Origin of the sequence: Pseudomonas sp. HR1 (assembly GCF_030175875.1) — a bacterium.
Taxonomy (GTDB): Bacteria; Pseudomonadota; Gammaproteobacteria; order Pseudomonadales; family Pseudomonadaceae; genus Chryseomonas; species Chryseomonas oryzihabitans.
Genome location: NZ_JASNRF010000001.1, coordinates 1,451,117 through 1,473,683 on the forward strand (window position 1 = coordinate 1,451,117; position 22,567 = coordinate 1,473,683).

Below are 22,567 nucleotides of genomic sequence, written 5' to 3' on the forward strand. Positions count from 1 at the left end.
ACCGGCGCTAGGCCGGTTTCTCTGATTTCCAGATCCCGCAGGATCCGGAAGCTTGTCTTGGTGCCCAGGGACGGAATCGAACCGCCGACACGGGGATTTTCAATCCCCTGCTCTACCAACTGAGCTACCTGGGCAACGGGGCGCATTAAAAGCGTTTCTCGACCTTGTGTCAACAGTGAGCCCAAAAAAATTTAGATTTTTCGGGCGGTTAGCCGTCGACTCAGGCGCTGGGGGGTACGTAGCCCTCGGCCTGGGCGTAGTCTTCACCGGACAGGAACTTGTCCATCTCGGCCTGCAGGAACTTGCGATCCTCGGTGTTCATCATGTTCAGCCGACGCTCGTTGATGAGCATGGTCTGGTGCTTCTGCCACTCTTCCCAGGCCTGCTTGGAGACGTGCTGATAGATGTCTTCGCCCTTGGCGCCAGGATAGGGCGGACGATCGAGGCCAGGCAGCTCCTGCTTGTGCTTGCGGCACATCACGGTGCGGGTCATGCGGGTTCTCCTTTGAGCGCCTGCTCGGCGCGCTTGAGCAGTTTCTGCACCGGGGCGGCAAGGCCCAGGCGCGGCGGGGAGGCGAGGTTATACCAAAGCCAGTCGCCCTCGGCCACGCGGTGCTGGCGGTGGTCCACCTGGACCAGCCAGGGTTCGATGGCCAGCTGGAAGTGACTGAAGGTGTGCACCAGGCCAGGTAGCGCCTGGCGTTCGTCGATGACCAGGCCCTGGCGTTCGGCGAGGGCTTCGAGCTCGGCCACGTCGGCCACCTCCGGCGGCCCCCAGAGACCGCCCCAGAGACCGGTCGAGGGGCGGCGCTGCAGCAGCACGGCGTTGGCGTCGTTGACGAACAGCGGCATCAGCGTCTGCCGCTGGGGCAGCGTCTTGCGCGGCTTGGGCGTGGGAAACTCGGTTTCCTGGCCCAGCAGGTGGGCGCGGCAGCCCGGCTTGACCGGACACAGCAGGCAACTGGGCTTGCTGCGGGTGCAGAGGGTGGCGCCCAGGTCCATCATCGCCTGGGTGTAGGGGCCGACCCGCTCGCGGGGCATCAGCCGGTCGGCCACGTCCCAGAGGCGGCGGGCCACGGCGGGTTCGCCGGGATAGCCGGCGGTGGCAGTGTAGCGGGCCAGGACGCGCTTGACGTTGCCGTCGAGAATCGGCGCGCGGATGCCCATGCTCAGGCTGGCGATGGCGCCGGCGGTGGAGCGACCGATGCCGGGCAGCTCGGCCAGGGCCTCGACGCTACGGGGAAATTCGCCGCCATGGCGCTCGACCACGGTCTTGGCGGCCTTGTGCAGGTTGCGCGCGCGGCTGTAGTAGCCAAGACCGGTCCAGAGGTGCAGGACCTCGTCTTCCGGGGCGGCGGCCAGCGCCTCGACGGTGGGCAGCGCCTGCATGAAGCGATCGAAATAGCCCAGCACGGTGGCGACCTGGGTCTGCTGGAGCATGATCTCCGAGACCCAGACTCGATAGGGCGTCACGGCCTGTTGCCAGGGCAGATCCTTGCGACCGTGCAGGTCGTACCAGGCCAGCACGGCGGTACCAAAGTCGTCATCAGTCATCGACGTTGCAACAGCCCTCGGATGGCGTTCTGGATGTCGGGACTGATCTTATCACCGAGCTTCTCTTCGATTTTTTCGTTCAGACGATTGCCGGCGGCGCGGGCGACGATCTGGCCCATGGCTTCGCGATCCAGGCGACAGGCCTTGGCGCCCAGTTCCAGGGGGCCGCGGCACTGCAGGGGCCACTCGATGTCGGCATAGCGCTCGCCGACCTGGCAACCGGGGTCGGCAGCGGCATTGGTGTCGCCCTGCACGGTGATGCCCAGGCGGTAGTCGAGACCGAGGGTGCGCAGGTCGATGTCGCCCGCGCCCTTTACCGCAAGGCCGGGCACGCTGACACTGAGGTCCTGGTTGCGGGCCACGCCGTTGACGATGCTGAGGCTGCCGCTCAGTTGGCGGAAGGGGGTGTTCTGGCCGCCATGGGGCAGCTCCAGCGGCTTGCGATTGAGCAGGGCGATGCCCTGGCACAGCTGGCTTTCGACATTGGCGTCGATCAGCTGGCCGTTGCGCAGGGCGAAGCGCGCGGTACCGCCCAGGTTGTCGATCAGGCTGCGCTGGCTGGCGCCCGAACTGCGCAGATCGGCGTCCAGGTCGAGCAGCCCTTCCACCGGCGGCTTCTGGCCCTGGGCCTGGAGGATGCGCTCCACCGGTACGCCCTTGATGCGCTCGCGGGCGGTCAGTTGCGGCTGGACGCCCCGCACGTCGAGGGCGCCCTCGGCTGCGAAGCGCCCGCCGAACAATTCGCCTTCCAGGGCGCTGAGCTGCAACTGGCCATCAGCGGCCCTGGCCTTGAGGCTGGCGCCTTCGAAGGGCAGGCGATTGAGGGTCAGGTGCTGCAGGCCGAGATCGACCTCGGCGTCCAGGCTGCGCAGGCGCTCCACCGGCAGCAGGGTCTCCTGGCTCCAGGCGTGCTGGGTCGGGGCCTCCGGCAGCGGCGAATTGCCCTGGGTGGCGATGGCATCGACCTGGGCGACCTCTTCCTGGCGCGCGCCATTGGCCTGGCGCGCCGCGGCGGCCTTGGCCGGCAGGTAGCGATCCAGGTCCAGGCGGTCGCCGCTGAGCTGGACGCGCAGGGCGCGGCGGGCGATGTCGGCTACCGCGACCCGGCCCTTGAGGGTGCTGTCGTCCAGCTGGAAATTGAAATCGTCCAGCGCCAGGGCGTTGCGGCTGGCCTGCACCTGGGCATTCATCTCGAAGCGCTGCAGGGTCTTGGCATCGGCCATGGCCGGCAATTCGACGCCGATACTGTCGAAGAAGGCGCGCAGGTCGAGGCGAGCGATGGAGACGCGTCCGGCCAGCTGCGGATCGCTTTCCAGGCCGGTGAGCTTGAGATCGCCCAGGGCCTTGAGGTCGTTGGCGGTGAGCTTGAGGCTGGTCCACTCGGCGGTCTGGGCGCGGCGGTCGACGGCCAGTTGGCCGCTGGCGGAATAGTTGACCAGCTTGCCGTTGAAGGGCTCGCCGCTGGCGTCGCCGGTCAGCTGGAGGTCGTCCAGGGCGTACTGCTGGTTGGCGGGATCGAAGCGGAATTTGCCGTTGAGCAGCACGGTGGCGTTGACCGGCGGCTGGGTGGTGCTGGCGGTGCCGGCCAGCTTGATGGGAATGGCGGTGCCGGCATAGATGGCCCCGGTCTCCAGGTCGATGCCGTCGAAGGCATAGCGCGCGCCGCTGCGGGCGTCGCTGTATTCGACCCGCGAATTGCGCACGGTCAGGCTCTCGACGTTGAGCTTGAGCGGCTGGCGACCGGCGCTCGGCTCGCCTGGCGCGGAGGCGCCGCCTGAGGTGTCGGTAGGCGCGGCGCCCGTGTCCGCCTTGGGTGCCGGGCGGCCGATCTCGGCCCAGTTGGTGCGGCCCTGCTCATCGCGACTGGCGGTGAGGTCCAGGCCGTCGATCTTGATGTCGCTCATCTCCAGGTCGCGCCGCAGCAGCAGCGGCAGCAGGCGGACCGAGAGGATCAGTCGCTGCACCTGGGCCAGCTGGCGATCCGGGGTAGCGGCGCTGGCCAGGGTGGCGTCGTGCAATTCGACGCCCAGCCAGGGAAACAGACTCCAGCCGATGTCGCCCTTGAGTTGCAGGTCGACGTTGGCCTTGTCGCGCGCCAGTTGGCGGATCTCGTCCTTGTAGTCGTTGGGATCGACCAGGTGGGTGAGGGCGAAGCCTACGGCGACCAGCAGGAGCAGCAGGCCGACGAGGACGATACCCAGCACTTTGGCGAAAGCTTTCATGACGAGGAAATTCCTGTTCCGGCGGGCGATGGCGCGACTGGCCAGTATAGGGGCTCGGCCGGCCCCGATGACATCGAGGTGTCGGCGCTGTGACAGCAGTGGTACTCGCCCGTTTCGTCGGATGACTGATGCCGCCCGTACCCTGGTAAATCAGCAGGGCTGGCAGTTGGCCAGGGTGCGCTTTAATGTCGCGCACCTCTGGTCGGTTGGCGCCGTTTCTTTGACTCGTTTAAGGGGAAGCGTGCAGGGAATGTCCACCGGCCTGGACGCTATACACTAGAAAAGGGCTGAACCCATGAGCACTACTCTCACTGCTGGCGGTGTCGCTTCGGCACGTCCGGCTTTCCTTTCCAAGGAGCGCATCGTCGCCCGGCCCGGTTTCAACCGCTGGCTGGTCCCGCCGGCCGCCCTGGCCATCCACCTGTGCATCGGCATGGCCTACGGCTTCTCGGTCTTCTGGCTGCCGCTGTCCAAGGCGATCGGCATCACCGCCGCCGTGGCCTGCCCGGTCGAGATGGGCTTCTTCGAGCAGATCTTCAGTGCCACCTGTGACTGGAAGATCTCCCAGCTCGGCTGGATCTACACCCTGTTCTTCATCTTCCTCGGCTGCTCCGCCGCCCTGTTCGGTGGCTGGCTGGAACACGCCGGTCCCCGCAAGGCCGGGGTCGTCTCGGCCCTGTGCTGGTGCGGTGGTCTGCTGATCTCCGCCCTGGGCATCTATACCCACCAGATCTGGATGCTGTGGCTGGGTTCGGGCGTGATCGGCGGTATCGGTCTGGGTCTGGGCTACATCTCGCCGGTGTCGACCCTGATCAAGTGGTTCCCGGACAAGCGCGGCATGGCCACCGGCATGGCCATCATGGGCTTCGGTGGCGGCGCCATGGTGGGTGCCCCCCTGGCCGACCTGCTGATGCGCCACTTCGCCTCGGCGACCGAGGTTGGCGTCTGGCAGGCCTTCCTGGTCATGGCGGTGGTCTACTTCGTGTTCATGATGAGCGGTGCCCTGGGCTATCGCGTACCGCCGACCGGCTGGAAACCCGCCGGCTGGACGCCTTCGACCAAGAAGGCGCAGAACGCCATGATCACCAATCGCCACGTCCACGTGAGCAAGATCTGGGGCATCCCGCAGTTCTGGCTGGTCTGGGCCGTGCTCTGCCTGAACGTGACCGCCGGCATCGGCATCCTCGGCATGGCGTCGCCGCTGCTGCAGGAAGTCTTCGGTGGTCGTCTGCTGGGCAACGGCCTGGCCTACGGTGAACTCAGCGCCGATCAGCTCAAGCAGATCGCCGCCATCGCCGCCGGCTTCACCGGTCTGCTGAGCCTGTTCAACATCGGCGGTCGCTTCTTCTGGGCATCCTTCTCCGATTACATCGGCCGCAAGATGACCTACTTCGTCTTCTTCACCCTGGGCTTCGTGCTCTATGCCATCGTGCCCTGGACCGGTCACCTGGGCAGCGTGGCGCTGTTCGTCTTCGCCTTCTGCCTGATCCTGTCCATGTACGGCGGTGGTTTCGCCACCGTGCCGGCCTACCTCGCCGACCTGTTCGGTACCCAGATGGTCGGCGCCATCCACGGTCGCCTGCTCACCGCCTGGGCCGCCGCCGGCGTCTTCGGTCCGGTGCTGGTCAACTACCTGCGCGAGTATCAGCTGAGCATGGGCATCCCCCGCGCCCAGGTGTACGACATCACCCTGTACATCCTGGCCGGTCTGCTGGTGCTGGGCTTCATCTGCAACCTGATGGTGCGTCCGGTGGCCGACAAGCACTTCATGACCGAAGCCGAACTCGCCGTCGAGCGCGCCAATGGCCACGACAGCAACGCCGGCAGCGCCCAGGTGCTGGAGTGGAGCGCCGATCCCAAGACCAAGCCGCTGGCCATCGCCGCCTGGCTGGCCGTGGGCATCCCGCTGGCCTGGGGCATCTGGATCACCCTGCAAAAGACCGCCGCCCTGTTCAGCTGAGTCACAGCCGAACCGGACGGTAATGGGGCGTCCCCACGCGGGCGCCCCTCGCGGTGGGACGCCTCGTCCCGCCGCGCTTTCGATCCAGCCCCCGCGCCCCTATAATATCGGCCCTTTCGCCCACCGATTTTCGCGGAGCAGGCTATGGCCGAACGCAAGGCAACCGTCGAGCGCAACACCCTGGAGACCCAGGTCAAGGTATCCCTGGATCTGGACGGCACGGGCGCAGCGCGCTTCGACACCGGGGTCCCCTTCCTCGAGCACATGCTCGACCAGATCGCCCGCCACGGGCTGATCGACCTCGATATCCACTGCCGCGGCGACCTGCACATCGACGACCACCACACGGTGGAAGACATCGGCATCACCCTCGGCCAGGCCTTCGCCAAGGCGGTCGGTGACAAGAAGGGCATCCAGCGCTATGGCCATGCCTATGTGCCCCTGGACGAAGCCCTGTCGCGGGTGGTCATCGACTTCTCCGGCCGGCCCGGGCTGCACTGGAACGTGCCCTTCACCCGCGCCACCGTGGGCCGCATGGACGTCGATTTGTTCCTCGAATTCTTCCAGGGTTTCACCAATCACGCCCAGGTGACCCTGCACGTCGACAACCTGCGCGGCGTCAACAGCCACCACCAGATCGAGACGGTGTTCAAGGCCTTTGGCCGCGCCCTGCGCATGGCCCTTGCCGAAGACCCGCGCATGGCCGGCGTCATGCCCTCCACCAAGGGGTGCCTGTGATGCAGACGGTAGCCGTCATCGACTATGGCATGGGCAACCTGCACTCCGTGGCCAAGGCCCTGGAGCATGCCGGTAGCCACCAGGTACTGGTGACCGGCGATCCCGCGGTGATCCGCGAGGCGGACCGCATCGTCCTGCCCGGCGTCGGCGCCATCCGCGACTGCATGGCCGAGATCCGCCGCCAGGGCATCGATGAGCTGGTCCGTGAAGTCAGCCAGGACCGCCCCTTCCTCGGCGTCTGCGTCGGCATGCAGGCGCTGATGCAGCGCAGCGAAGAGAACGGCGGCGTGGACTGCATCGGCCTGTTCCCCGGCGCCGTACGGCGTTTCCCGGGCGGCATGCAGGAAGAGGGCGAGAGCCTCAAGGTGCCGCACATGGGCTGGAACGAGGTCAGCCATGTGCTCGACCATCCGCTCTGGCACGGCATCCCCGATCGCGCCCGCTTCTATTTCGTGCACAGCTTCTATGTCGAGGCCGGCAATCCGCGCCAGGTGGTCGGGCGCGGCCACTATGGCCTGGATTTCGCCGCGGCGCTGGCCGACGGCTCGCGCTTCGCCACCCAGTTCCACCCCGAGAAGAGCGCCGACTGCGGCCTGCAGCTCTATGCCAACTTCCTCGCCTGGGACGGCCGCTGGTAATGGCGCGCAAGCCGCCCGCGCCGCTGGTGACGCTCGAACCCGAGCAGAGCCAGCGCCTGGTCACGGCCTTGCAGACCCTGCTGGACGACCGCTTCGAGGTCTGCCTGGGGCGGTTCGAAGTCGAGGAACTGCTGGATTTCTTCGCCCGCGAGTGCGGGCCGCTGTACTACAACAAGGCGGTTGCCGACGTGCAGACCCTGCTCAGGGAGCGTGTCGACAGCCTGGAAAGCGACATCTGGGCGCTGGAAAAGCCCTAGATCGCCCTCACCCCCGAGCCAAGGTATTGCCATGCTGATCATCCCCGCCATCGACCTCAAGGACGGTGCCTGCGTCCGCCTGCGCCAGGGGCGCATGGAAGATTCCACAGTGTTCTCCGACGATCCCGTGGCCATGGCCGCCCAGTGGGTCGACGGTGGCTGCCGCCGGCTGCACCTGGTGGATCTCAACGGCGCCTTCGAAGGCCAGCCGGTCAATGGCGAGGTGGTGACCGCCATCGCCAAGCGCTATCCCGGCCTGCCGATCCAGATCGGCGGCGGCATCCGCTCGCTGGAGACCATCGAGCACTATGTCCGCGCCGGCGTCAGCTACGTGATCATCGGCACCAAGGCGGTCAAGCAGCCGGAATTCGTCGCTGAAGCCTGCCGCGCCTTCCCCGGCAAGGTCATCGTCGGCCTGGACGCCAAGGACGGCTTCGTCGCCACCGACGGCTGGGCCGAGGTCAGCGAATTGCAGGTCACCGACCTGGCCCGCCGCTTCGAAGCCGACGGCGTCAGCGCCATCGTCTACACCGACATCGCCCGCGACGGCATGATGCAGGGCTGCAACGTGCCGGCCACCCGCGCCCTGGCCGAAGCCACCAGCATCCCGGTGATCGCCTCCGGCGGCATCCACAACCTGGGTGACATCCAGAACCTGCTCGACGCCCGCAGCCCGGGCATCATCGGCGCCATCACCGGTCGGGCGATCTACGAGGGCACCCTCGACGTCGCCGAGGCCCAGGCGCTGTGCGACAACTTCAAGGTCTGAGGACTCAGTCATGGCGCTGGCGAAACGCATCATCCCCTGCCTGGACGTGGACAATGGCCGCGTGGTCAAGGGCGTCAAGTTCGAGAACATCCGCGATGCCGGTGATCCGGTGGAGATCGCCCGCCGCTACAACGAGCAGGGCGCCGACGAGATCACCTTTCTCGACATCACCGCCAGCCACCAGGGTCGTGATACCACCCTGCACACCGTGGAGCGCATGGCCAGCCAGGTGTTCATCCCGCTGACCGTGGGCGGCGGCGTGCGCACCGTGCAGGACATCCGCAACCTGCTCAATGCCGGCGCCGACAAGGTGTCGATCAACACCGCGGCGGTCTTCACCCCGGAATTCGTCGGCGAGGCCGCGGCGCGCTTCGGTTCCCAGTGCATCGTGGTGGCCATCGACGCCAAGCGCGTCAGCGGCCCCGGCGAAACCCCGCGCTGGGAGATCTTCACCCATGGCGGACGCAAGCCCACCGGCCTCGACGCCGTGGCCTGGGCGCAGAAGATGGAAGGCCTGGGCGCCGGCGAGATCCTGCTCACCAGCATGGACCAGGACGGCATGAAGAACGGCTTCGACCTAGGCGTGACCCGCGCCGTCAGCGAGGCGGTGGGCATCCCGGTGATCGCCTCCGGCGGCGTCGGCAATCTGCAGCACCTGGCCGACGGCATCCTCGAAGGCAAGGCCTCTGCGGTGCTGGCGGCGAGCATCTTCCATTTCGGCGAATGCACCATTCCCGAGGCTAAACGGTACCTGGCCGAAAAAGGGATTGTGATACGCTCCACAAAATCTTAAGCACCGGCGGTGCCGGCAGGGAGAGGGGCGTGCGCAAGGGAATCTGGGCCTGCTTGGCCGGTTTGCTGCTGGTATCGACGACTGCGGTCAGGGCGGAGCTACCGGCGGGTTATCAGCTGACGCTGCTGACGGAAAACTTCCCGCCCTACAACTTCTCCGTGGATGGCAAGAACTTCGCTCGCGAGGGCGAGCTCAAGGGCATCGCCGTCGACATGGTCCGCGAGATGTGCCAGCGCGCCGGCATCTCCTACAACCTCACCCTGAGATTTCCCTGGGAGCGGATCTACGGCATGGCCCTGGATCAGCCCGACCATGGGGTCTTCGTCACCGCCCGGCTGCCCGAGCGCGAGGGGCTGTTCAAGTGGGTCGGCCCCATCGGTCCGGACGACTGGGTGCTGCTCGGGCGCGCCGACAGCCACCTGCAGCTGCGCAGCCTGGACGACGTCCGCAAGCAGCAGCTCAAGATCGGCGCTTACAAGGGCGACGCCATCGCCGAGAGTCTCGCCCAGCAGGGCTTCCAGCCGGATCTCGCGCTGCGCGATCAGGAAAACGTGCAGCGCCTGGTCAAGGGGCAGATCGATGTCTGGGCCACCGGCGATCCCGCCGGCCGCTACCTGGCCCGCCAGGAAGACGTGACCGGACTCAAGATGCTGCTGCGCTTCAACAGCGGCGAGCTGTTCCTGGCGCTGAACAAGCAGACCCCCGACGAGGTGGTACAGAAGCTGCAAAAGGCCCTCGACGAGATGCGCCAGAGCGGCGCGGTTCAGACCATCTTCAATCGTTATCTGTGATCCCGGCGGGCCGAGCGATCGGCGCGGACGGTCGCCTGAGGAGAGAGCTATGCGCAAGTCCTGGTTGGCCATCGCCGCCGTACTGTTGAGTTGCACCCTGGGCCTGGGGACGGCCCGGGCGGAATTGCCAGCGGGCTATCGCGTGGTGCTGCTGACCGAGAACTTCCCGCCCTTCAACATGGCGGTGGACGACAAGAACTTCGCGCGTGACGATGCCATCGACGGCATCAGCGCCGATCTGGTGCGCGAAATGTTCAAGCGCGCCGGGATCGACTACAACCTCTCGCTGCGCTTTCCCTGGGATCGCATCTACAACCTGACCCTGGAGAGCCCCAACTACGCGCTGTTCTCCGTGTCGCGCACCGAATCGAGGCTGCCGCTGTTCAAGTGGGTCGGGCCGCTGGGCAAGACCCGCAAGGTGTTCATGGCGCTGTCCGGCAGCACCCTCAAGGTGCCGGACCTGGCCACGGCGGCCCGGCTGCGCGTCGGTGCCTACAAGAATTCCGCGGTGAGCCTGATGATCCAGGAGAAGGGCATCGTTCCCATCGATGCCCTGCGTGATCAGGAGAACATCGCCAAGTTGCAGAAGGGCGAGATCGACGTCTGGGCCACCACCGACGTGGTCGCCCGCTACCTGGCCAAGCAGCAGGGCGTCAGCAATCTGCAGACCCTGCTCAGCTTCCAGGAATCCGACCTCTACCTGGCCTTGAACAAGGACACCCCCGACGAGGTGGTGACCCGCCTGCAGCAGGCCCTGGATGCCATGCGCCAGGAAGGTCTGGTCGACAGCATCACCAACAACTATCTCTAGTGCGCCGCCCGGCGGTGGGCGTGGACGCGAGGAATTCCGGATCGGCCAGGCGGCTAGACCGGGATCGACGCAGGACTGACGACCGCGGCGCAGCCAGCGGCAGTGAGCGCTGAATGTTGTAAAGGGAAATTCGACGAAACCTCGAAAATGCGGCCGTGCGTCGCCAGGGAGTTGCAATGCAAAAGCTGTGGTTGCGTCTTGCAGGTGTAGTCTTGGGTTGCACCCTGGGTTTGACCCAGGCCCGTGCCGAGTTGCCGGATTACTACCAGGTCGTGCTCCTGACCGAGAATTATCCTCCCTTCAACATGTCGGTCGATGACAAGAACTTCGCCCGCGATGACGCCATCGATGGTATCGCCACCGATATCGTCCGCGAGATGTTCAAGCGGGCCGGCATCAAGTACAGCCTTTCGCTGCGCTTCCCCTGGGACCGCATCTATCGGCTGACCCAGGAGACGCCCAACTACGGCCTCTTCTCCGTGGCCTACACCGAGGCGCGCAAGGATCAGTTCAAATGGGTGGGCCCTTTCGGCCGCTCGAGCTGGACCCTGCAGGCGCTGCCTGGCAGCAAGCTGGACGTCAAGACACTCAAGGACGCCGCCCGCTATCGCATCGGTACCTATCGCAACGATGTGATCAGCAAGACGCTGACCGCCCAGGGCATTCCGGTCATCGACGCCCTGCGCGATCAGGAGAACGTCGACAAACTGGTGAAAGGCCAGATCGACATCTGGGCTACCGCCGATCCTGTCGGCCGCTATCTCGCCAAGCAGCAGGGGGTGACCGGCTTGCAGACGCTGCTGCGCTTCAACGAGGTGGATCAGTATCTGGCGTTGAACAAGGACACCCCTGACGAGGTGGTGATACGCCTCAGGGCGGCGCTGGAGCAGATGCGCAAGGAAGGAGTGATCGACAGCATCACCAACAATTACCTCTGACGCCTGGAGGCCGCTCGCTAGCGATAGCGACCGGCGCGGCCGTGCCCTGGCATGGCCTGGTTGGCCCGCAGGGCGATCATCTGCGGCAGGTCGATGACCTCCACGCCCTGGGCCTTGAGCAGCGGCAACTGCTGGGCCAGCACCGCCAGGGTCGCCGGGTGCGGATGGCCGATCAGCACCGCGCTGCCCTGGCGCTGGGCCAAGCGCACGCCTTCGGCCAGCTGGGCCGCCACCGCCGCCGGGGTGGCATCGTTGTCGAGAAAGACATCGCGCGAGACGCTGGCCAGGCCGATCTTCTGGGCTTCCGCCGCGGCCACGGTGGCCGCGCTGGTGCGGCTGTCGAGAAACAGCAGGTGACGCTCCTGCAGGACCTGCATCAACTCGGCCATGGCGGGGCGGTCCGCGGTCATGCGACTACCTTCATGATTGTTCACCCCATCCGCCTCGGGTACCCGTTCCAGCGCTCGGTCCAGGCGTTGCAGGCGCTCGGCCGAGGACATCTCCGGATGCCAGGCATAGGGACCGCCGGCCGGGTCCATGGGCAGGTGCAGCAGCACGGTGCGTCCGGCGCGGTGGGCCACGGTGGCCAGTTCGGCGGCGTAGCGGGTCTCGGGGATGATCGCCAGGACCACCGGCGCGGGCAGGGCCAGGACCTGCCGATCCCGCGCCGGATTCTGCCCGAGGTCGTCGATGACGATGGTCAGCTGCGCGGTGGCGGCCTGGGCGAGGGTGCCGACCAGGGCGAGCGCCCCGGCCAGTAGCCAGCGTCCCGCCCTCACGGAGTATGGGTGACGTTGAGTCCCTTGAGCAGCGACAGCGCCTGGGAGAGCTGGAAGTCGTCATCCTGCGGCCGCGGACTCTGGTTGGGCGCCTTGCTGCCGGTGGGCCGATCGGCGCCGCCATTGCCATTGCCCAGGTGACCGGCCAGGTCCGCTTCGCGGAAGTATTCGTCGCCGCCGCTCTGCGGGGTGACCTTGGCCGGCGCCACGGCGATGTCCGGGGTGATGCCCTGGGCCTGGATGGAGCGCCCGCTCGGCGTGTAGTAAAGCGCCGTGGTGAGCTTGAGCGCGCGGTCGTTGTTGAGCGGCAGCACCGTCTGCACCGAACCCTTGCCGAAGCTGTCGGTGCCCATGAGGATGCCGCGCTTGGAATCCTGCAGGGCGCCGGCGACGATTTCCGCGGCCGAGGCGCTGCCGCCATTGATCAGCACCACCAGGGGCACCTTCTCGCTGGGATCGGCGGCATCGGCCGAGAAGCGCAGCTCGGAGTTGGGCAGGCGGCCCTTGGTGTAGACGATCAGACCGTGGGTCATGAAGGCATCCGCCACCTCGACCGCCGACTGCAGGACCCCGCCCGGGTTGTTTCTCAGGTCGAGGATCAGGCCCTTGAGCTTGCCCTTGTTCTCCTGACGCAGCTTGCCGAGCGCCTTTACCGTCTCTTCGCCGGTATTGACCTGGAACTGCGAGATGCGCAGCAGGCCGTAGCCGGATTCGAGCAGCTGACTCTTGACGCTGTTGACCTTGATCACCGCCCGCGCCAGCTTGACGTCGAACGGCTGGCCGCCACCGCGGACGATGGTCAGCACGATGGGGCTGCCCGGCTTGCCGCGCATCTTGTCGACGGCTTCGTTGATGGCCTGGCCCTTGGTGGGCTGGCCGTCGATCTTGACGATCAGGTCGCCCGGTTGCAGGCGCGCCTTGGCCGCCGGGGTGTCGTCGATGGGCGAGACCACCTTGATGAAGCCGTTCTCCTGGCCGACTTCCAGGCCCAGGCCGCCGAATTCACCGCTGGTGGTTTCCTGCAGTTCGGCGAAGTCCTTGGGTTCCAGATAGGCGGAATGCGGATCCAGGTTGCTGAGCATGCCCTTGATGGCGTTCTCCAGCAGGACCTTGTCCGACACCGGCTCCACATAGGCGGCCTTGATGCGGTCGAACACCTCGGCGAAGGTGCGCAGCTCGTCCAGCGGCAGCGGAGCACTGGCCGGTGCCGCGGGCGCGGCGCCCGGTGCGACCGGCGTCACCGCAGCCGGCGTGCTCTGCGACGATTGCGCCTGGACGACTCCGACGCCGCTGAACAGCAGGGCGAGGACCAGGACGGTGGGACGAAAGCGATGCGGCATGTGCAGCTCCTAAACCGAGGTGTGTCGCACTATCCCTGAGCACGGCACCAGATGACCGGGTCCGTCGGGCGGCCCTGTTGGCGGATGGCGAAGTACAAGGCGGAGGCTTCCTGACCGCCGCTGGCGCCGACGGTCGCGATGGCATCCCCGGCCTTGACCACGTCACCCGCAGACTTGAGCAGGCTCTGATTATGTCCGTACAGGCTGAGATAGCCATTCCCATGATCGATGATAACCAGTTGGCCAGCGCCTCTTAGCCAGTCGGCGAAGACCACCCGGCCGTCGTGCACCGCCTTGACCCGGGTACCGGCCCCGGCTGCGATCAGGACGCCGTCCCATTTCGCGCGGGGGTCGTCGCCGCGGGCACTGCCGAAACGCGCCACCAGACGGCCATCGACCGGCCAGGGCAGCTTGCCGCGGGCATTGGCGAAGGCGCCGCCATAGGCAGGTGCTGCACTAGACACCGCCAGTTCCGGGGCGTTCGAGGGGCGCGGGGCTTTCGGCTCGCTTTGCGCCTGGCGCCGTGCCGCTTCCCGTGCCTCGGCGGCGCGGGCTTCGGCCAGTTGCCGCTGACGGGCTTCCTCCGCTTCGCGGGCCTGGCGCGCGAGGGTTTCCTCGATGGTCTTGAGCACCTTGTTCAGCGCGGCCTGATCCTGCTCGCGGTTCTCGATCTCGCGACTCTTGTCGCGGTAGTCCGCGTTGATCTTGGCCAGCGCCGCCTGGCGCTCCTTGCGCACCTCGGCCAGCTCCGCCTGACGCTTCTCCAGGTCTTCGCGGCGGGCGACCAGTGCGCCCTGTTCCTGCTGGATGCCCTGTTCCACCTCGCGCAACTCGCGCAGGGTGTCGTTGAAGGTGGCGAGCTGATCCAGCCGGGTGCGATTCAGGTAGTTGTAGTAGGTGAGGGTGCGGCTGACCTTTTCCGGATGCTCCTGATTGAGCAGCAGCTTGAGGTATTCCTGACGGCCGCTCTGGTAGGCGGCGCGCACCTGCACGGCGATCAGCTGTTGTTGCTCAGCGCGAGACTGGTCGAGCTTCTTCTTGCGCCCGTCCAGCTCTTGCAGCTTTTTTTCGCCGTTCTCCAGCTGCTTCTGCAGCGAGTCCACCTGCTTTTCCAGCTCGCCCATCTGGGTCTCGGTGCCCTGCAGCTGCTTCTGCACGCCGGACTTCTCGGCCTGCACCTGCTTGAGGACCTTCTGCATCTCCTGGATTTCCCGGCGGGTCTGCTCGATCTGCCGCTGGGTATCGGCGCGATCGTCGGCCAGGGCGGGAGCGAGAACGCTGGCAAGCAGGAGAAGGGCGAGAACACGGCGCATGCGAGGTCGTACGTTTCTAGGGCGAAGCGCCTAGTATGCCCGTCACATCCGGCAAAAAAAACGGCAAGGCACGCCGTTCAGCGTTCACGGCCCGACCAGGCGGCCAGGCTGCGAACGAGGGGGCATTTCCGTTTCAGTAGCCGACGGTGAAACGGGTACGGTGATGAACGGGACGTTCGACCTCGTCGAGCAGGGCCACGGCAAAGTCTTCGTAGGAGATGTGGCTGTCCCCGGCCGCATCGAACAGCAGGGTATCGTCGCCCAGGCGGAAGCGGCCCGTGCGGGTGCCCGGGGCGAAGACCATCTGCGGACTGACGAAGACCCAGTCGAGGTCGCTGACCCCGCGCAGGGCGTCCAGGGTAGCGATCCCGGCCCCGGCTTCGCTGCGGTATTCCGCGGGAAAGGCCGGCGCATCGAACAGTCGCGAGCCGTCCGGCAGCTTCAGGCTGGCGGCGCCGCCAACGATCAGCAGGCGCGGGATGCCAGTGGCTCTGGCGAAGTCGATCAGCGTATCCGGTGCGATGTCGGCGAATCTCAGGCTGCTGACCAGCACGTCATGGCCGGACAGCACCTTGGCCGCCTGCGGATCCTTGGCGTCGCCGGCAACCACGTTCAGGTCGGCACGGGACGCCAGGCGCGCGGGTTCCCGCACCAGGGCGGTGACCCGGTGGCCGCGGGAGAGGGCTTCGTCGAGCAGACGGCTGCCGACGTTGCCGGTGGCGCCGAGCAGGGCGATGGAAGTCATGGCTGGATTCCTCGGAAATGAAGGGAAGCCAAGCCTAGGCAGAGCGACGGAAGCCGCCAAGGAGGCAGTTCGGGATGAGCTGGTTACCTGCGGATAACCCGGGGGCGGCGAGGGTATGGCGCCATCGGGGGGCTGTGTATACTGGCCAGCATTTTTAGCCCTCCTTGGATAGTTCTTTCATTATGGAATTTCTCGGTCGGGTGGTCGAATTCGCCACCCATCATCCGCTGCTCGTCGCCGCCTTCCTCGCCATCGTCGCCCTGATGCTGTTCAACGAGACCCGTCGGGGCGGGCGCAGCCTGTCCACCGGCGAACTCACCAACCTGGTCAATCGCGAAGAGGGCGTGGTGCTCGACATCCGCCCGAGCAAGGACTTCGCCGCCGGGCATATCGTCGGCGCGTTGAACATCGCCCAGGAGAAAGTCGCCAGCAGCCTGTCTCTACTGGAGAAGCACAAGGCCAAGACCCTGATCGTGGTGGACAGCGCCGGCCAGCAGGCCGGCGCCGTGTGCGGCGATCTGCAGAAGGCCGGCTTCACCGCCGCTCGGCTGAACGGCGGCATCGCCACCTGGCGTGCAGAGAATCTGCCCCTGGTGAAGTGAACCCCTAGCGTGGCCGCCTCATCGGCCACTGGAGACCGCGCATGTCTGACGTCGTCATCTATACCAGTGCCTGGTGTCCCTATTGCCATCGTGCCAAGCACCTGCTCGATCGCAAGAACGTGGCCTACCGGGAAGTCTCCGTCGACGGCCAGCCGGCGCTGCGCAGCGAGATGGCCCGCAAGGCCGGTCGCACCAGCGTGCCGCAGATCTGGGTCGGCAGCACCCACGTCGGCGGTTGCGACGATCTCTATGCCCTAGACCGAAGCGGACGTCTCGATCCGCTGCTGTCCGCCTGACCAACACTCATCACTCAAGGCCCTACCATGACCGACCAAGCCAATGGCGCCCAGGAAGACGGCGCTCAGTTCTCCCTGCAACGCATCTACATCCGCGACCTGTCCTTCGAAGCGCCCAAGAGCCCCGAGATCTTCCGTCAGGACTGGCAGCCCAACGTCAACCTGGACCTGGCCACCCGCCAGAAGACCCTGGGCGACGACTTCCACGAAGTGGTGCTGACCCTGACCGTGACCGTCAAGAACAACGAAGAGACCGCCTTCATCGCCGAAGTGCAGCAGGGTGGCATCTTCCTGATCAAGGGCCTGGACGCCGCCTCCATGGCCCATGCCCTGGGCGCCTTCTGCCCCAACATCCTGTTCCCCTACGCCCGTGAAGCGCTGGACAACATGGTGGTGCGTGGCTCCTTCCCCGCGCTGATGCTGCAGCCGGTGAACTTCGACGCCCTCTACGCCCAGGAACTGGCGCGCATGCAGACCGCCGGCGAAGCCTGATCGGCGCCGCAGCGGTGACGAACGCCCCTTGCGAGGGGCGTTCTGCTATCCGGCCTTCAGCTTGCGACTGGCGCGCCAGAGATCGAAGCTGAACACGGCAAGGCCCGTCCAGATGCAGATGAAGGCGAACAGCCGCTCGCGGGGGAAGGGTTCGTCGTAGAGCCAGACCGCCTGGATCAGCACCAGGGTCGGCGCCAGGTACTGCAGGAAGCCCAGGGTCGAATAGGGCAGCTTGCGCGCCGCGGCGTTGAAGCACAGCAACGGGATCAGGGTGACCGGCCCGGCCAGCACGATCAGCAGGCCCAGCGAGGATTGCCAGGTCTCCGCCTGCAGACTCACCCCCGGGGTCAGCAGCGGCAGCGCGACCAGGGCGATCGGCACCAGCATCCAGCTCTCCACCACCATGCCCGGCAGCGCGGCTACCGGCGTCTGCCGCCGCACCAGGCCATAGAAGGCGAAAGTCAGCGCCAGCGCCAGGGAGACCCAAGGCAGTTGCCCCAGGGTCCACAATTGCTGGGCGACGCCCAGCACCGCCAGGCCCACGGCGATCCACTGCAGCGGCCGCAGGCGTTCACCGAGGATCACCAGGGCGAGCAGGATGTTGACCAGCGGATTAATGTAGTAGCCCAGGCTGGCCTCGACCACATGGGCGTTGTTGACCGCCCAGATGTAGACCAGCCAGTTGCAGGCCACCAGGGCGCCGGACAGCGCCAGCCAGAGCAGCCGTCGCGGGTGGGCGCGCAACTCCGCCCACCAGCCGCGATGGCGCCAGACCAGCAGCAGCAAGGCGCTGAACAGGGCGGACCAGAGGATGCGCTGGAACAGGATTTCGGTCGCCGGCAGGGCCGCCAGCAGCTTGAAGAACAGCGGAAACAAGCCCCACAGCCCATAGGCGGTGAGGCCCAGGGCATAACCCTGGCGCAAGGCAGACATGAGAGGTCCTTAGGCAGGCAACGTTCTTGTCCGGGCAGGATAGCCTAAGGGGCGGTGTGATGTGGGAGTGACGACAGCAAGCGTTTGCCTGCTGCGCCACTGCGCTATCGCGGCCATGGCGACCCGCCGATGCGGCCGCTCCTCCCGATACATCGCGCCTCTGTAGGAGCGGCCCATGGCCGCGATCAGTGCTGTAGCGTGAAAAACGACGCAGCCTTTTCCACTGAAGAGTTCATCGCACGGCTTACCCTCACCCCAGCCCTCTCCCGGAGGGAGAGGGGGTATCCGAGGCCATAGCGTGGAAAACGGCGCAGCCTTTTCCACTGAAGAGTTCATCGCACGGCTTACCCTCACCCCAGCCCTCTCCCGGAGGGAGAGGGGGGTATCCGGGCCTGTAGCGTGGAAAACGGCGCAGCCTTTTCCACTGCGTCGCAGCAAGCCTAGAACAGCCGCAGCGGCGCCTCGTCCAAGGCGGCGCGTTGTTCGCGCAGGGTGAGGATCTGGTCGCCCCAGTAGCGTTCGCTGCCGAACCAGGGAAAGCTCTTGGGAAAGGCCGGATCGTCCCAGCGACGTGCCAGCCAGGCGCTGTAGTGCATCAGCCGCAGGGTGCGCAGCCCCTCGATAAGCGCCAGCTCGCGCGGCTGGAAGTCGTGGAATTCCTCGTAGCCGTCCATCAGCTCGGACAGCTGCGTCAGCCGCTCCTGGCGATCGCCAGCCAGCAGCATCCAGAGATCCTGCATGGCCGGACCGTGGCGGCAGTCGTCGAGGTCGACGATATGGTAGGCGTCATCGCGGCAGAGCAGGTTGCCCGGATGGCAGTCGCCGTGCAGGCGGATGACGTCGTAGCTGACGCTTTCGAAGAGTTCGTCGAGACGCTGCAGCAGGTCGCGCGCCACCGATTCATAGGCTGGCAGCAGGCTCTGGGGAATGAAGTTGCCGGTCAGCAGCGTGTCCAGCGAGGCATGCCCATAGCCCTGGACGTCCAGCGTCTCGCGGTGCTGGAAGGGGCGGCTGGCGCCCACCGCGTGCAGGCGACCCAGCAGTTGGCCGAGGCGATGCAGCTGATTGAGATCACCCGGCTCCGGCGCCCGGCCGCCGCGGCGGGGAAAGAGCGCGAAGCGAAAGCCGGCATGATTGAACAGCGTCTGGCCGTCGCGCTGCAGGGGCGCGACCACCGGCACCTCGCGCTCTTCCAGCTCGGCGGAAAAGGCGTGCTCTTCCAGGATGGCCGCGTCGGTCCAGCGATCCGGGCGATAGAACTTGGCGATCAGCGGGGTCTCGCCTTCGATGCCGATCTGGTAGACGCGGTTCTCGTAGCTGTTGAGGGCCAGTACCCGGGCATCGCTGAGATAGCCCAGGCTTTCGATGGCGTCGATGACGAGGTCGGGACTCAGATTTTCGAACGGATGAGACATGGCGCGCTCCTCGGTCACGGGGGACGATGGCGATTGCCACCCTGCATCCGGGAGATGCTAGCGCATGCCCGAGCCCCATGGCGAAGGCTCGAGCGCTATCCGCTCGCCGGTCAGGCGCCGATCACACCACCGTCTTCGCGGCTGATGACCATTACCGAAGAGCGTGGCTGGCCGTTCGGCTGGGCCTCGGGAAAGCTCGAGCCGCCTTCCTCGCCCGGGTGCTGGATGCCGACGAACATCGTCTTGTAGTCCGGCGAAAAGGCCAGGCCGGTGACCTCGCAGCCGACCGGACCGACCAGGAAGCGGCGCATCTCGCCGCTGCGCGGATCGGCGCAGAGCATCTGATTGTTGCCCATGCCCTCGTAATCGCCCTTGTTGCTGTACTTGCCGTCGGTGAGCACCCACAGCCGGCCGGCGGCGTCGAAGCCCAGGCCATCGGGGCTGTTGAACATGTTCTCGGCGTTGATCTGCTGAGAGCCCGCTTCCGGCTTGCCCGGGTGCACCTTGGGATTGCCGGCGATGACGAAGAGGTCCCAGTCGAAGCTCAGGGCCGCGGCATCGTCACCGCTCTCGCGCCAGCGTACGATCTGGCCGTAGAGGTTGTTGGCGCGGGGATTGGGGCCGCCCACCGGCATGCCGTCCTCGCCGCGCTTGGTGTTGTTGGTCAGGGTGCAATAGACCTGGCCGTCCTTGGGGCTGACGGCGATCCACTCGGGTCTGTCCATGCGCGTGGCGCCGACCTGGGTGCCGGCCTGGCGGGCGTGGATGAGCACCTCGGCCTGGCTGGCGAAGCCGTTGGCGGCGGTCAGGCCGTTCTCGCCATGCACCAGCGGCAGCCACTGGCCGCGACCCTTGGGGCGGTTGGGATCACGATCGCCCTCGTCGAACCGGGCGACATAGAGGGTACCGTGGTCGAGCAGATCGCGATTGGCCTTGGGATCGTCCTGCAGGGGCTCGCGGCTGACGAACTTGTAGATGAATTCGCCACGTTCGTCGTCGCCCATGTAGACCACCACGCGGCCATCGCGGGTGCGGGCGAGGGCGGCGTTCTCGTGCTTGAAGCGCCCCAGGGCGGTGCGCTTGACCGGCTTGGCCTGGGGATCGAAGGGATCGATTTCGGTGATCCAGCCGTGACGATTGAGTTCGTTGGGATTCTGCGCCAGGTCGAAGCGATCGTCGTGCAGGTGCCAGTCGTTCTCCACGCTGGCGTGCTTGACGCTGTAGCGCTTCTGGGCGGCGTCGAACTTCAGGTTGGCATCGCGACTGCCGAAGACGTCGGTGAAGTTCTCTTCGCAGGTCAGGTAGGTGTGCCAGGGGGTGGCGCCGCTGGAGCAATTCTGGAAGGTGCCCAGCACCTCGCGTCCGGCCGGATCGGCGGCGGTCTTGAGCAGGTCATGGCCGGCGGCCGGACCGCTGACGGCGATGGGCGTGTTGCCATGCACGCGGCGGTTATAGGGCGAGCCCTGGACGAAATGCCACTGGCCGTCCACGCGCTTCACCTCGATCACCGAGACGCCCTCGGCGGCCTGGGCCTTGCGGGTGTCTTCCAGGGACTTGGGCGGCGTGCCGTGGCTGAGCAGATAGCGGTAGTTGGTGTATTCGTTGTTGATCGCCATCAGCGCCCGATCCGGATCGTCCGTAAAGGGGTAGAAGGCCATGCCGTCATTGTTGTCGCCGAATTGTACCGCCTGGTCGGCGGCGCTCGGGCTGCCATCGGGACGAAAGGCCGGACCGTCGGCGTGCAGCGGCTGGCCCCAGCTGATGAGCACACTGGCGCGATAGCCGGGCGGCACCACCAGGGTGTCGGCGGTGGAGGCGGGGATGTTGGCGAAGCCGATCAGCGGATTGCCCGAGGCTTCGCCGACGGCGTCGGCCAGGGCGCTGCGACCGAGCAGGCCGCCGCCCAGGAACAGGGCGGCACCGGCCAGGGCGCCGGCACCGATGAAGCGCCGGCGGCTCAGTTGGACGAGGCGTTCGAGATCGGTCTGGTCGTTGTGCATGCTGATGGCTCCCTCACGGTGTGCAGGCGAGGCTAGTCAGACTAAATGACGGTTTGGTGACAGCGCTACTCGCCGGGTGGCGGCGTCCGCGCCAGGCAATAGACATCCACCCGCCGGGCGCCCGCGCGCTTGAGCAGGCGCGCCAGGCTGTCGGCGGTGGCGCCGGTGGTGAGGACGTCGTCCACCAGGGCCAGATGGCGACCCTCCAACCCGGCGTCCTGCACCAGAGCGAAGGCCTGCCGGAGATTGCGCCGCCGCTCGCTGGCGCTCAGGCCCTGCTGGCTGTGCTGCTCCTCCACTCGCTGCAATAGTCCGCCATCCACCGGTAGCTTCAAGGACTTGCCGAGCCAGCCGGCCAGCAGTGCGGCCTGGTTGAAGCCGCGCTGGCGCAGGCGCAGGGGCGAGAGAGGAACGGGCAGCAGGCACTCCGGGCGCAGCTGACCTTCGTCGAACAGGTGCTGCAGATGCCGCGCCAGCAGCGCCCCGGCCAGACGGCCGAGACTCCCGTGATCGCGGTGCTTGAATCTGTTGATCAGGGTGTCGACCGGAAAGGCATAGCGCCAGGGCGCCAGCACCTGGTCGAAGGCCGGCGGCTTGGCCAGGCAGCCGCCGCAGAACAGGCCGTCCACCGGCAGCGGCAGGGCGCAGCCCTGGCAATGGGGGCCGAGCCAGGGCAATTCGCTGTCGCAGCCTTCGCACAGGGGCAGTCCGGCCGGCAGCCAGGCGGCGCAGAGGGCGCAGCTGGTCCCGGGCCGCAGGCGTTGCCAGTGGCGCTTCAAGGCCTGGGAAAGGGGTGGGGTCATGACGGCGTCCGTGCCGAGCGAGAGCCCTACTGTGCCAGGCGGAGCGCCTGGCGACCAGTCAGCCGCGGATCAGCCAGCTCATCACCATCAGGCCGAGAATCAGCCAGATGACGCCGCCCACCACCGAGCGCGCCATGAAGGCGCGTACCGCGGCGTAGAGCAGCAGCAGGCCGATGGCCAGGACGACGAAGCTGATATAGGAGTCGTCCATGCCGATGGAGCGGGCCATGCCATGGAGAAAGTCGTGCACGGCGTCGGCGAGGCCGCCGAGCACCGAGCCGAACAGATCGATGATGAAACGGATGACCTGGCCGAGCGCGGCGCCGAGCCAGTCGAAGAAGCCTTCAGTACGCATGGATGTTTCCGGATCCTTGGCAA

At 66.6% G+C, this 22,567-nt stretch carries 24 protein-coding genes and 1 tRNA gene; 12 read left to right on the plus strand and 13 right to left on the minus strand.

Annotation, left to right across the window (positions count from 1 at the left end; all coding sequences use genetic code 11):
* Positions 1 to 58: 58 nt before the first annotated feature.
* The 4 genes from QKY98_RS06755 to QKY98_RS06770 form a co-directional block, all read right to left on the minus strand.
* Positions 59 to 134, minus strand: a tRNA-Phe gene (locus QKY98_RS06755).
* Between the two features lie 86 nt (positions 135 to 220).
* Positions 221 to 493 carry an oxidative damage protection protein gene (locus QKY98_RS06760; protein ID WP_027597475.1) on the minus strand — a complete coding sequence of 91 codons (273 nt, stop codon included), beginning with the start codon at positions 491 to 493 and terminating at the stop codon, positions 221 to 223.
* Positions 490 to 1,554, minus strand: coding sequence for an A/G-specific adenine glycosylase (mutY, locus tag QKY98_RS06765; RefSeq protein WP_027600689.1), 1,065 nt, complete (start codon positions 1,552 to 1,554; stop codon positions 490 to 492). The genes QKY98_RS06760 and mutY overlap by 4 nt, the downstream gene beginning before the upstream one ends.
* Positions 1,551 to 3,776 (minus strand): AsmA family protein, encoded by a 2,226-nt coding sequence (locus QKY98_RS06770; RefSeq protein WP_284670561.1) that lies wholly within the window; start codon positions 3,774 to 3,776, stop codon positions 1,551 to 1,553. The genes mutY and QKY98_RS06770 overlap by 4 nt, the downstream gene beginning before the upstream one ends.
* A 295-nt stretch (positions 3,777 to 4,071) precedes the next feature.
* On the opposite strand from QKY98_RS06770, the gene QKY98_RS06775 reads away from it, so the two are divergent.
* The 9 genes from QKY98_RS06775 (at position 4,072) to QKY98_RS06815 (ending at position 11,471) form a co-directional block, all read left to right on the plus strand.
* A complete protein-coding gene (locus QKY98_RS06775; RefSeq protein WP_027600691.1) occupies positions 4,072 to 5,736 on the plus strand; it encodes an OFA family MFS transporter in 1,665 nt (554 codons plus the stop codon).
* A gap of 144 nt (positions 5,737 to 5,880) precedes the next feature.
* Positions 5,881 to 6,474, plus strand: coding sequence for an imidazoleglycerol-phosphate dehydratase HisB (hisB, locus tag QKY98_RS06780; RefSeq protein ID WP_007159790.1), 594 nt, complete (start codon positions 5,881 to 5,883; stop codon positions 6,472 to 6,474).
* Positions 6,474 to 7,112: an imidazole glycerol phosphate synthase subunit HisH gene (hisH, locus tag QKY98_RS06785; RefSeq protein WP_027600692.1), complete on the plus strand. Its 639-nt coding sequence runs from the start codon at positions 6,474 to 6,476 to the stop codon at positions 7,110 to 7,112. Before hisB ends, hisH begins: the two co-directional genes overlap by 1 nt.
* Positions 7,112 to 7,369 carry a DUF2164 domain-containing protein gene (locus QKY98_RS06790; protein ID WP_027597480.1) on the plus strand — a complete coding sequence of 86 codons (258 nt, stop codon included), beginning with the start codon at positions 7,112 to 7,114 and terminating at the stop codon, positions 7,367 to 7,369. The genes hisH and QKY98_RS06790 overlap by 1 nt, the downstream gene beginning before the upstream one ends.
* Positions 7,370 to 7,400: 31 nt before the next feature.
* Positions 7,401 to 8,138, plus strand: coding sequence for a 1-(5-phosphoribosyl)-5-[(5-phosphoribosylamino)methylideneamino]imidazole-4-carboxamide isomerase (gene hisA / locus QKY98_RS06795; protein WP_027597481.1), 738 nt, complete (start codon positions 7,401 to 7,403; stop codon positions 8,136 to 8,138).
* Between the two features lie 10 nt (positions 8,139 to 8,148).
* Positions 8,149 to 8,931, plus strand: a complete 783-nt coding sequence (gene hisF / locus QKY98_RS06800) for an imidazole glycerol phosphate synthase subunit HisF (RefSeq protein WP_007159785.1) — start codon at positions 8,149 to 8,151, stop codon at positions 8,929 to 8,931.
* A 29-nt stretch (positions 8,932 to 8,960) separates the two neighbouring features.
* Positions 8,961 to 9,722, plus strand: coding sequence for a substrate-binding periplasmic protein (locus QKY98_RS06805; RefSeq protein WP_027600694.1), 762 nt, complete (start codon positions 8,961 to 8,963; stop codon positions 9,720 to 9,722).
* A gap of 49 nt (positions 9,723 to 9,771) precedes the next feature.
* The gene (locus QKY98_RS06810) at positions 9,772 to 10,533 is read left to right on the plus strand and encodes a substrate-binding periplasmic protein (protein WP_027597483.1); all 762 of its coding nucleotides are present in this window, start codon (positions 9,772 to 9,774) and stop codon (positions 10,531 to 10,533) included.
* Between the two features lie 176 nt (positions 10,534 to 10,709).
* Complete coding sequence (locus QKY98_RS06815) at positions 10,710 to 11,471, plus strand: substrate-binding periplasmic protein (protein WP_027597484.1); 762 nt, start codon at positions 10,710 to 10,712, stop codon at positions 11,469 to 11,471.
* A gap of 17 nt (positions 11,472 to 11,488) precedes the next feature.
* Here the strand turns inward: QKY98_RS06815 and QKY98_RS06820 are convergent, their stop codons facing one another.
* The 4 genes from QKY98_RS06820 to QKY98_RS06835 form a co-directional block, all read right to left on the minus strand.
* Complete coding sequence (locus tag QKY98_RS06820; RefSeq protein ID WP_027597485.1) at positions 11,489 to 12,250, minus strand: divergent polysaccharide deacetylase family protein; 762 nt, start codon at positions 12,248 to 12,250, stop codon at positions 11,489 to 11,491.
* Positions 12,247 to 13,590, minus strand: a complete 1,344-nt coding sequence (locus tag QKY98_RS06825) for a S41 family peptidase (RefSeq protein ID WP_027600695.1) — start codon at positions 13,588 to 13,590, stop codon at positions 12,247 to 12,249. Before QKY98_RS06825 ends, QKY98_RS06820 begins: the two co-directional genes overlap by 4 nt.
* A gap of 29 nt (positions 13,591 to 13,619) precedes the next feature.
* A complete protein-coding gene (locus QKY98_RS06830; protein ID WP_267397798.1) occupies positions 13,620 to 14,903 on the minus strand; it encodes a murein hydrolase activator EnvC family protein in 1,284 nt (427 codons plus the stop codon).
* 133 nt (positions 14,904 to 15,036) lie between these two features.
* Positions 15,037 to 15,648 (minus strand): NAD(P)-dependent oxidoreductase, encoded by a 612-nt coding sequence (locus QKY98_RS06835; RefSeq protein WP_267397799.1) that lies wholly within the window; start codon positions 15,646 to 15,648, stop codon positions 15,037 to 15,039.
* A gap of 182 nt (positions 15,649 to 15,830) precedes the next feature.
* Between QKY98_RS06835 and QKY98_RS06840 the strand changes: the two genes are divergently transcribed.
* Genes QKY98_RS06840 through secB form a run of 3 tightly spaced genes read left to right on the plus strand, consistent with a single transcriptional unit; the run spans position 15,831 to position 17,038 of the window.
* Entirely contained in the window at positions 15,831 to 16,250 is a 420-nt protein-coding gene (locus tag QKY98_RS06840; protein ID WP_007159777.1) for a rhodanese-like domain-containing protein, read from the plus strand.
* Positions 16,251 to 16,291: 41 nt separating this feature from the next.
* Positions 16,292 to 16,546 (plus strand): glutaredoxin 3, encoded by a 255-nt coding sequence (gene grxC / locus QKY98_RS06845; RefSeq protein ID WP_007159776.1) that lies wholly within the window; start codon positions 16,292 to 16,294, stop codon positions 16,544 to 16,546.
* A gap of 27 nt (positions 16,547 to 16,573) precedes the next feature.
* Positions 16,574 to 17,038, plus strand: coding sequence for a protein-export chaperone SecB (gene secB, locus QKY98_RS06850; RefSeq protein ID WP_007159775.1), 465 nt, complete (start codon positions 16,574 to 16,576; stop codon positions 17,036 to 17,038).
* Positions 17,039 to 17,083: 45 nt separating this feature from the next.
* Here the strand turns inward: secB and rarD are convergent, their stop codons facing one another.
* The 5 genes from rarD to QKY98_RS06875 all read right to left on the minus strand — a co-directional run bounded on the left by rarD (position 17,084) and on the right by QKY98_RS06875 (position 22,544).
* On the minus strand, positions 17,084 to 17,971 hold the full coding sequence (rarD, locus tag QKY98_RS06855; protein ID WP_042134534.1) for an EamA family transporter RarD: 888 nt from the start codon (positions 17,969 to 17,971) through the stop codon (positions 17,084 to 17,086).
* A gap of 440 nt (positions 17,972 to 18,411) precedes the next feature.
* Positions 18,412 to 19,386 carry a serine/threonine protein kinase gene (locus QKY98_RS06860; protein WP_007159773.1) on the minus strand — a complete coding sequence of 325 codons (975 nt, stop codon included), beginning with the start codon at positions 19,384 to 19,386 and terminating at the stop codon, positions 18,412 to 18,414.
* 110 nt (positions 19,387 to 19,496) lie between these two features.
* On the minus strand, positions 19,497 to 21,386 hold the full coding sequence (locus QKY98_RS06865) for a PhoX family protein (protein ID WP_284670562.1): 1,890 nt from the start codon (positions 21,384 to 21,386) through the stop codon (positions 19,497 to 19,499).
* Positions 21,387 to 21,451: 65 nt separating this feature from the next.
* Positions 21,452 to 22,189 (minus strand): ComFC family protein, encoded by a 738-nt coding sequence (locus QKY98_RS06870; protein ID WP_260984933.1) that lies wholly within the window; start codon positions 22,187 to 22,189, stop codon positions 21,452 to 21,454.
* Positions 22,190 to 22,247: 58 nt separating this feature from the next.
* Positions 22,248 to 22,544 carry a hypothetical protein gene (locus QKY98_RS06875; RefSeq protein WP_007159771.1) on the minus strand — a complete coding sequence of 99 codons (297 nt, stop codon included), beginning with the start codon at positions 22,542 to 22,544 and terminating at the stop codon, positions 22,248 to 22,250.
* Positions 22,545 to 22,567: the final 23 nt, after the last annotated feature.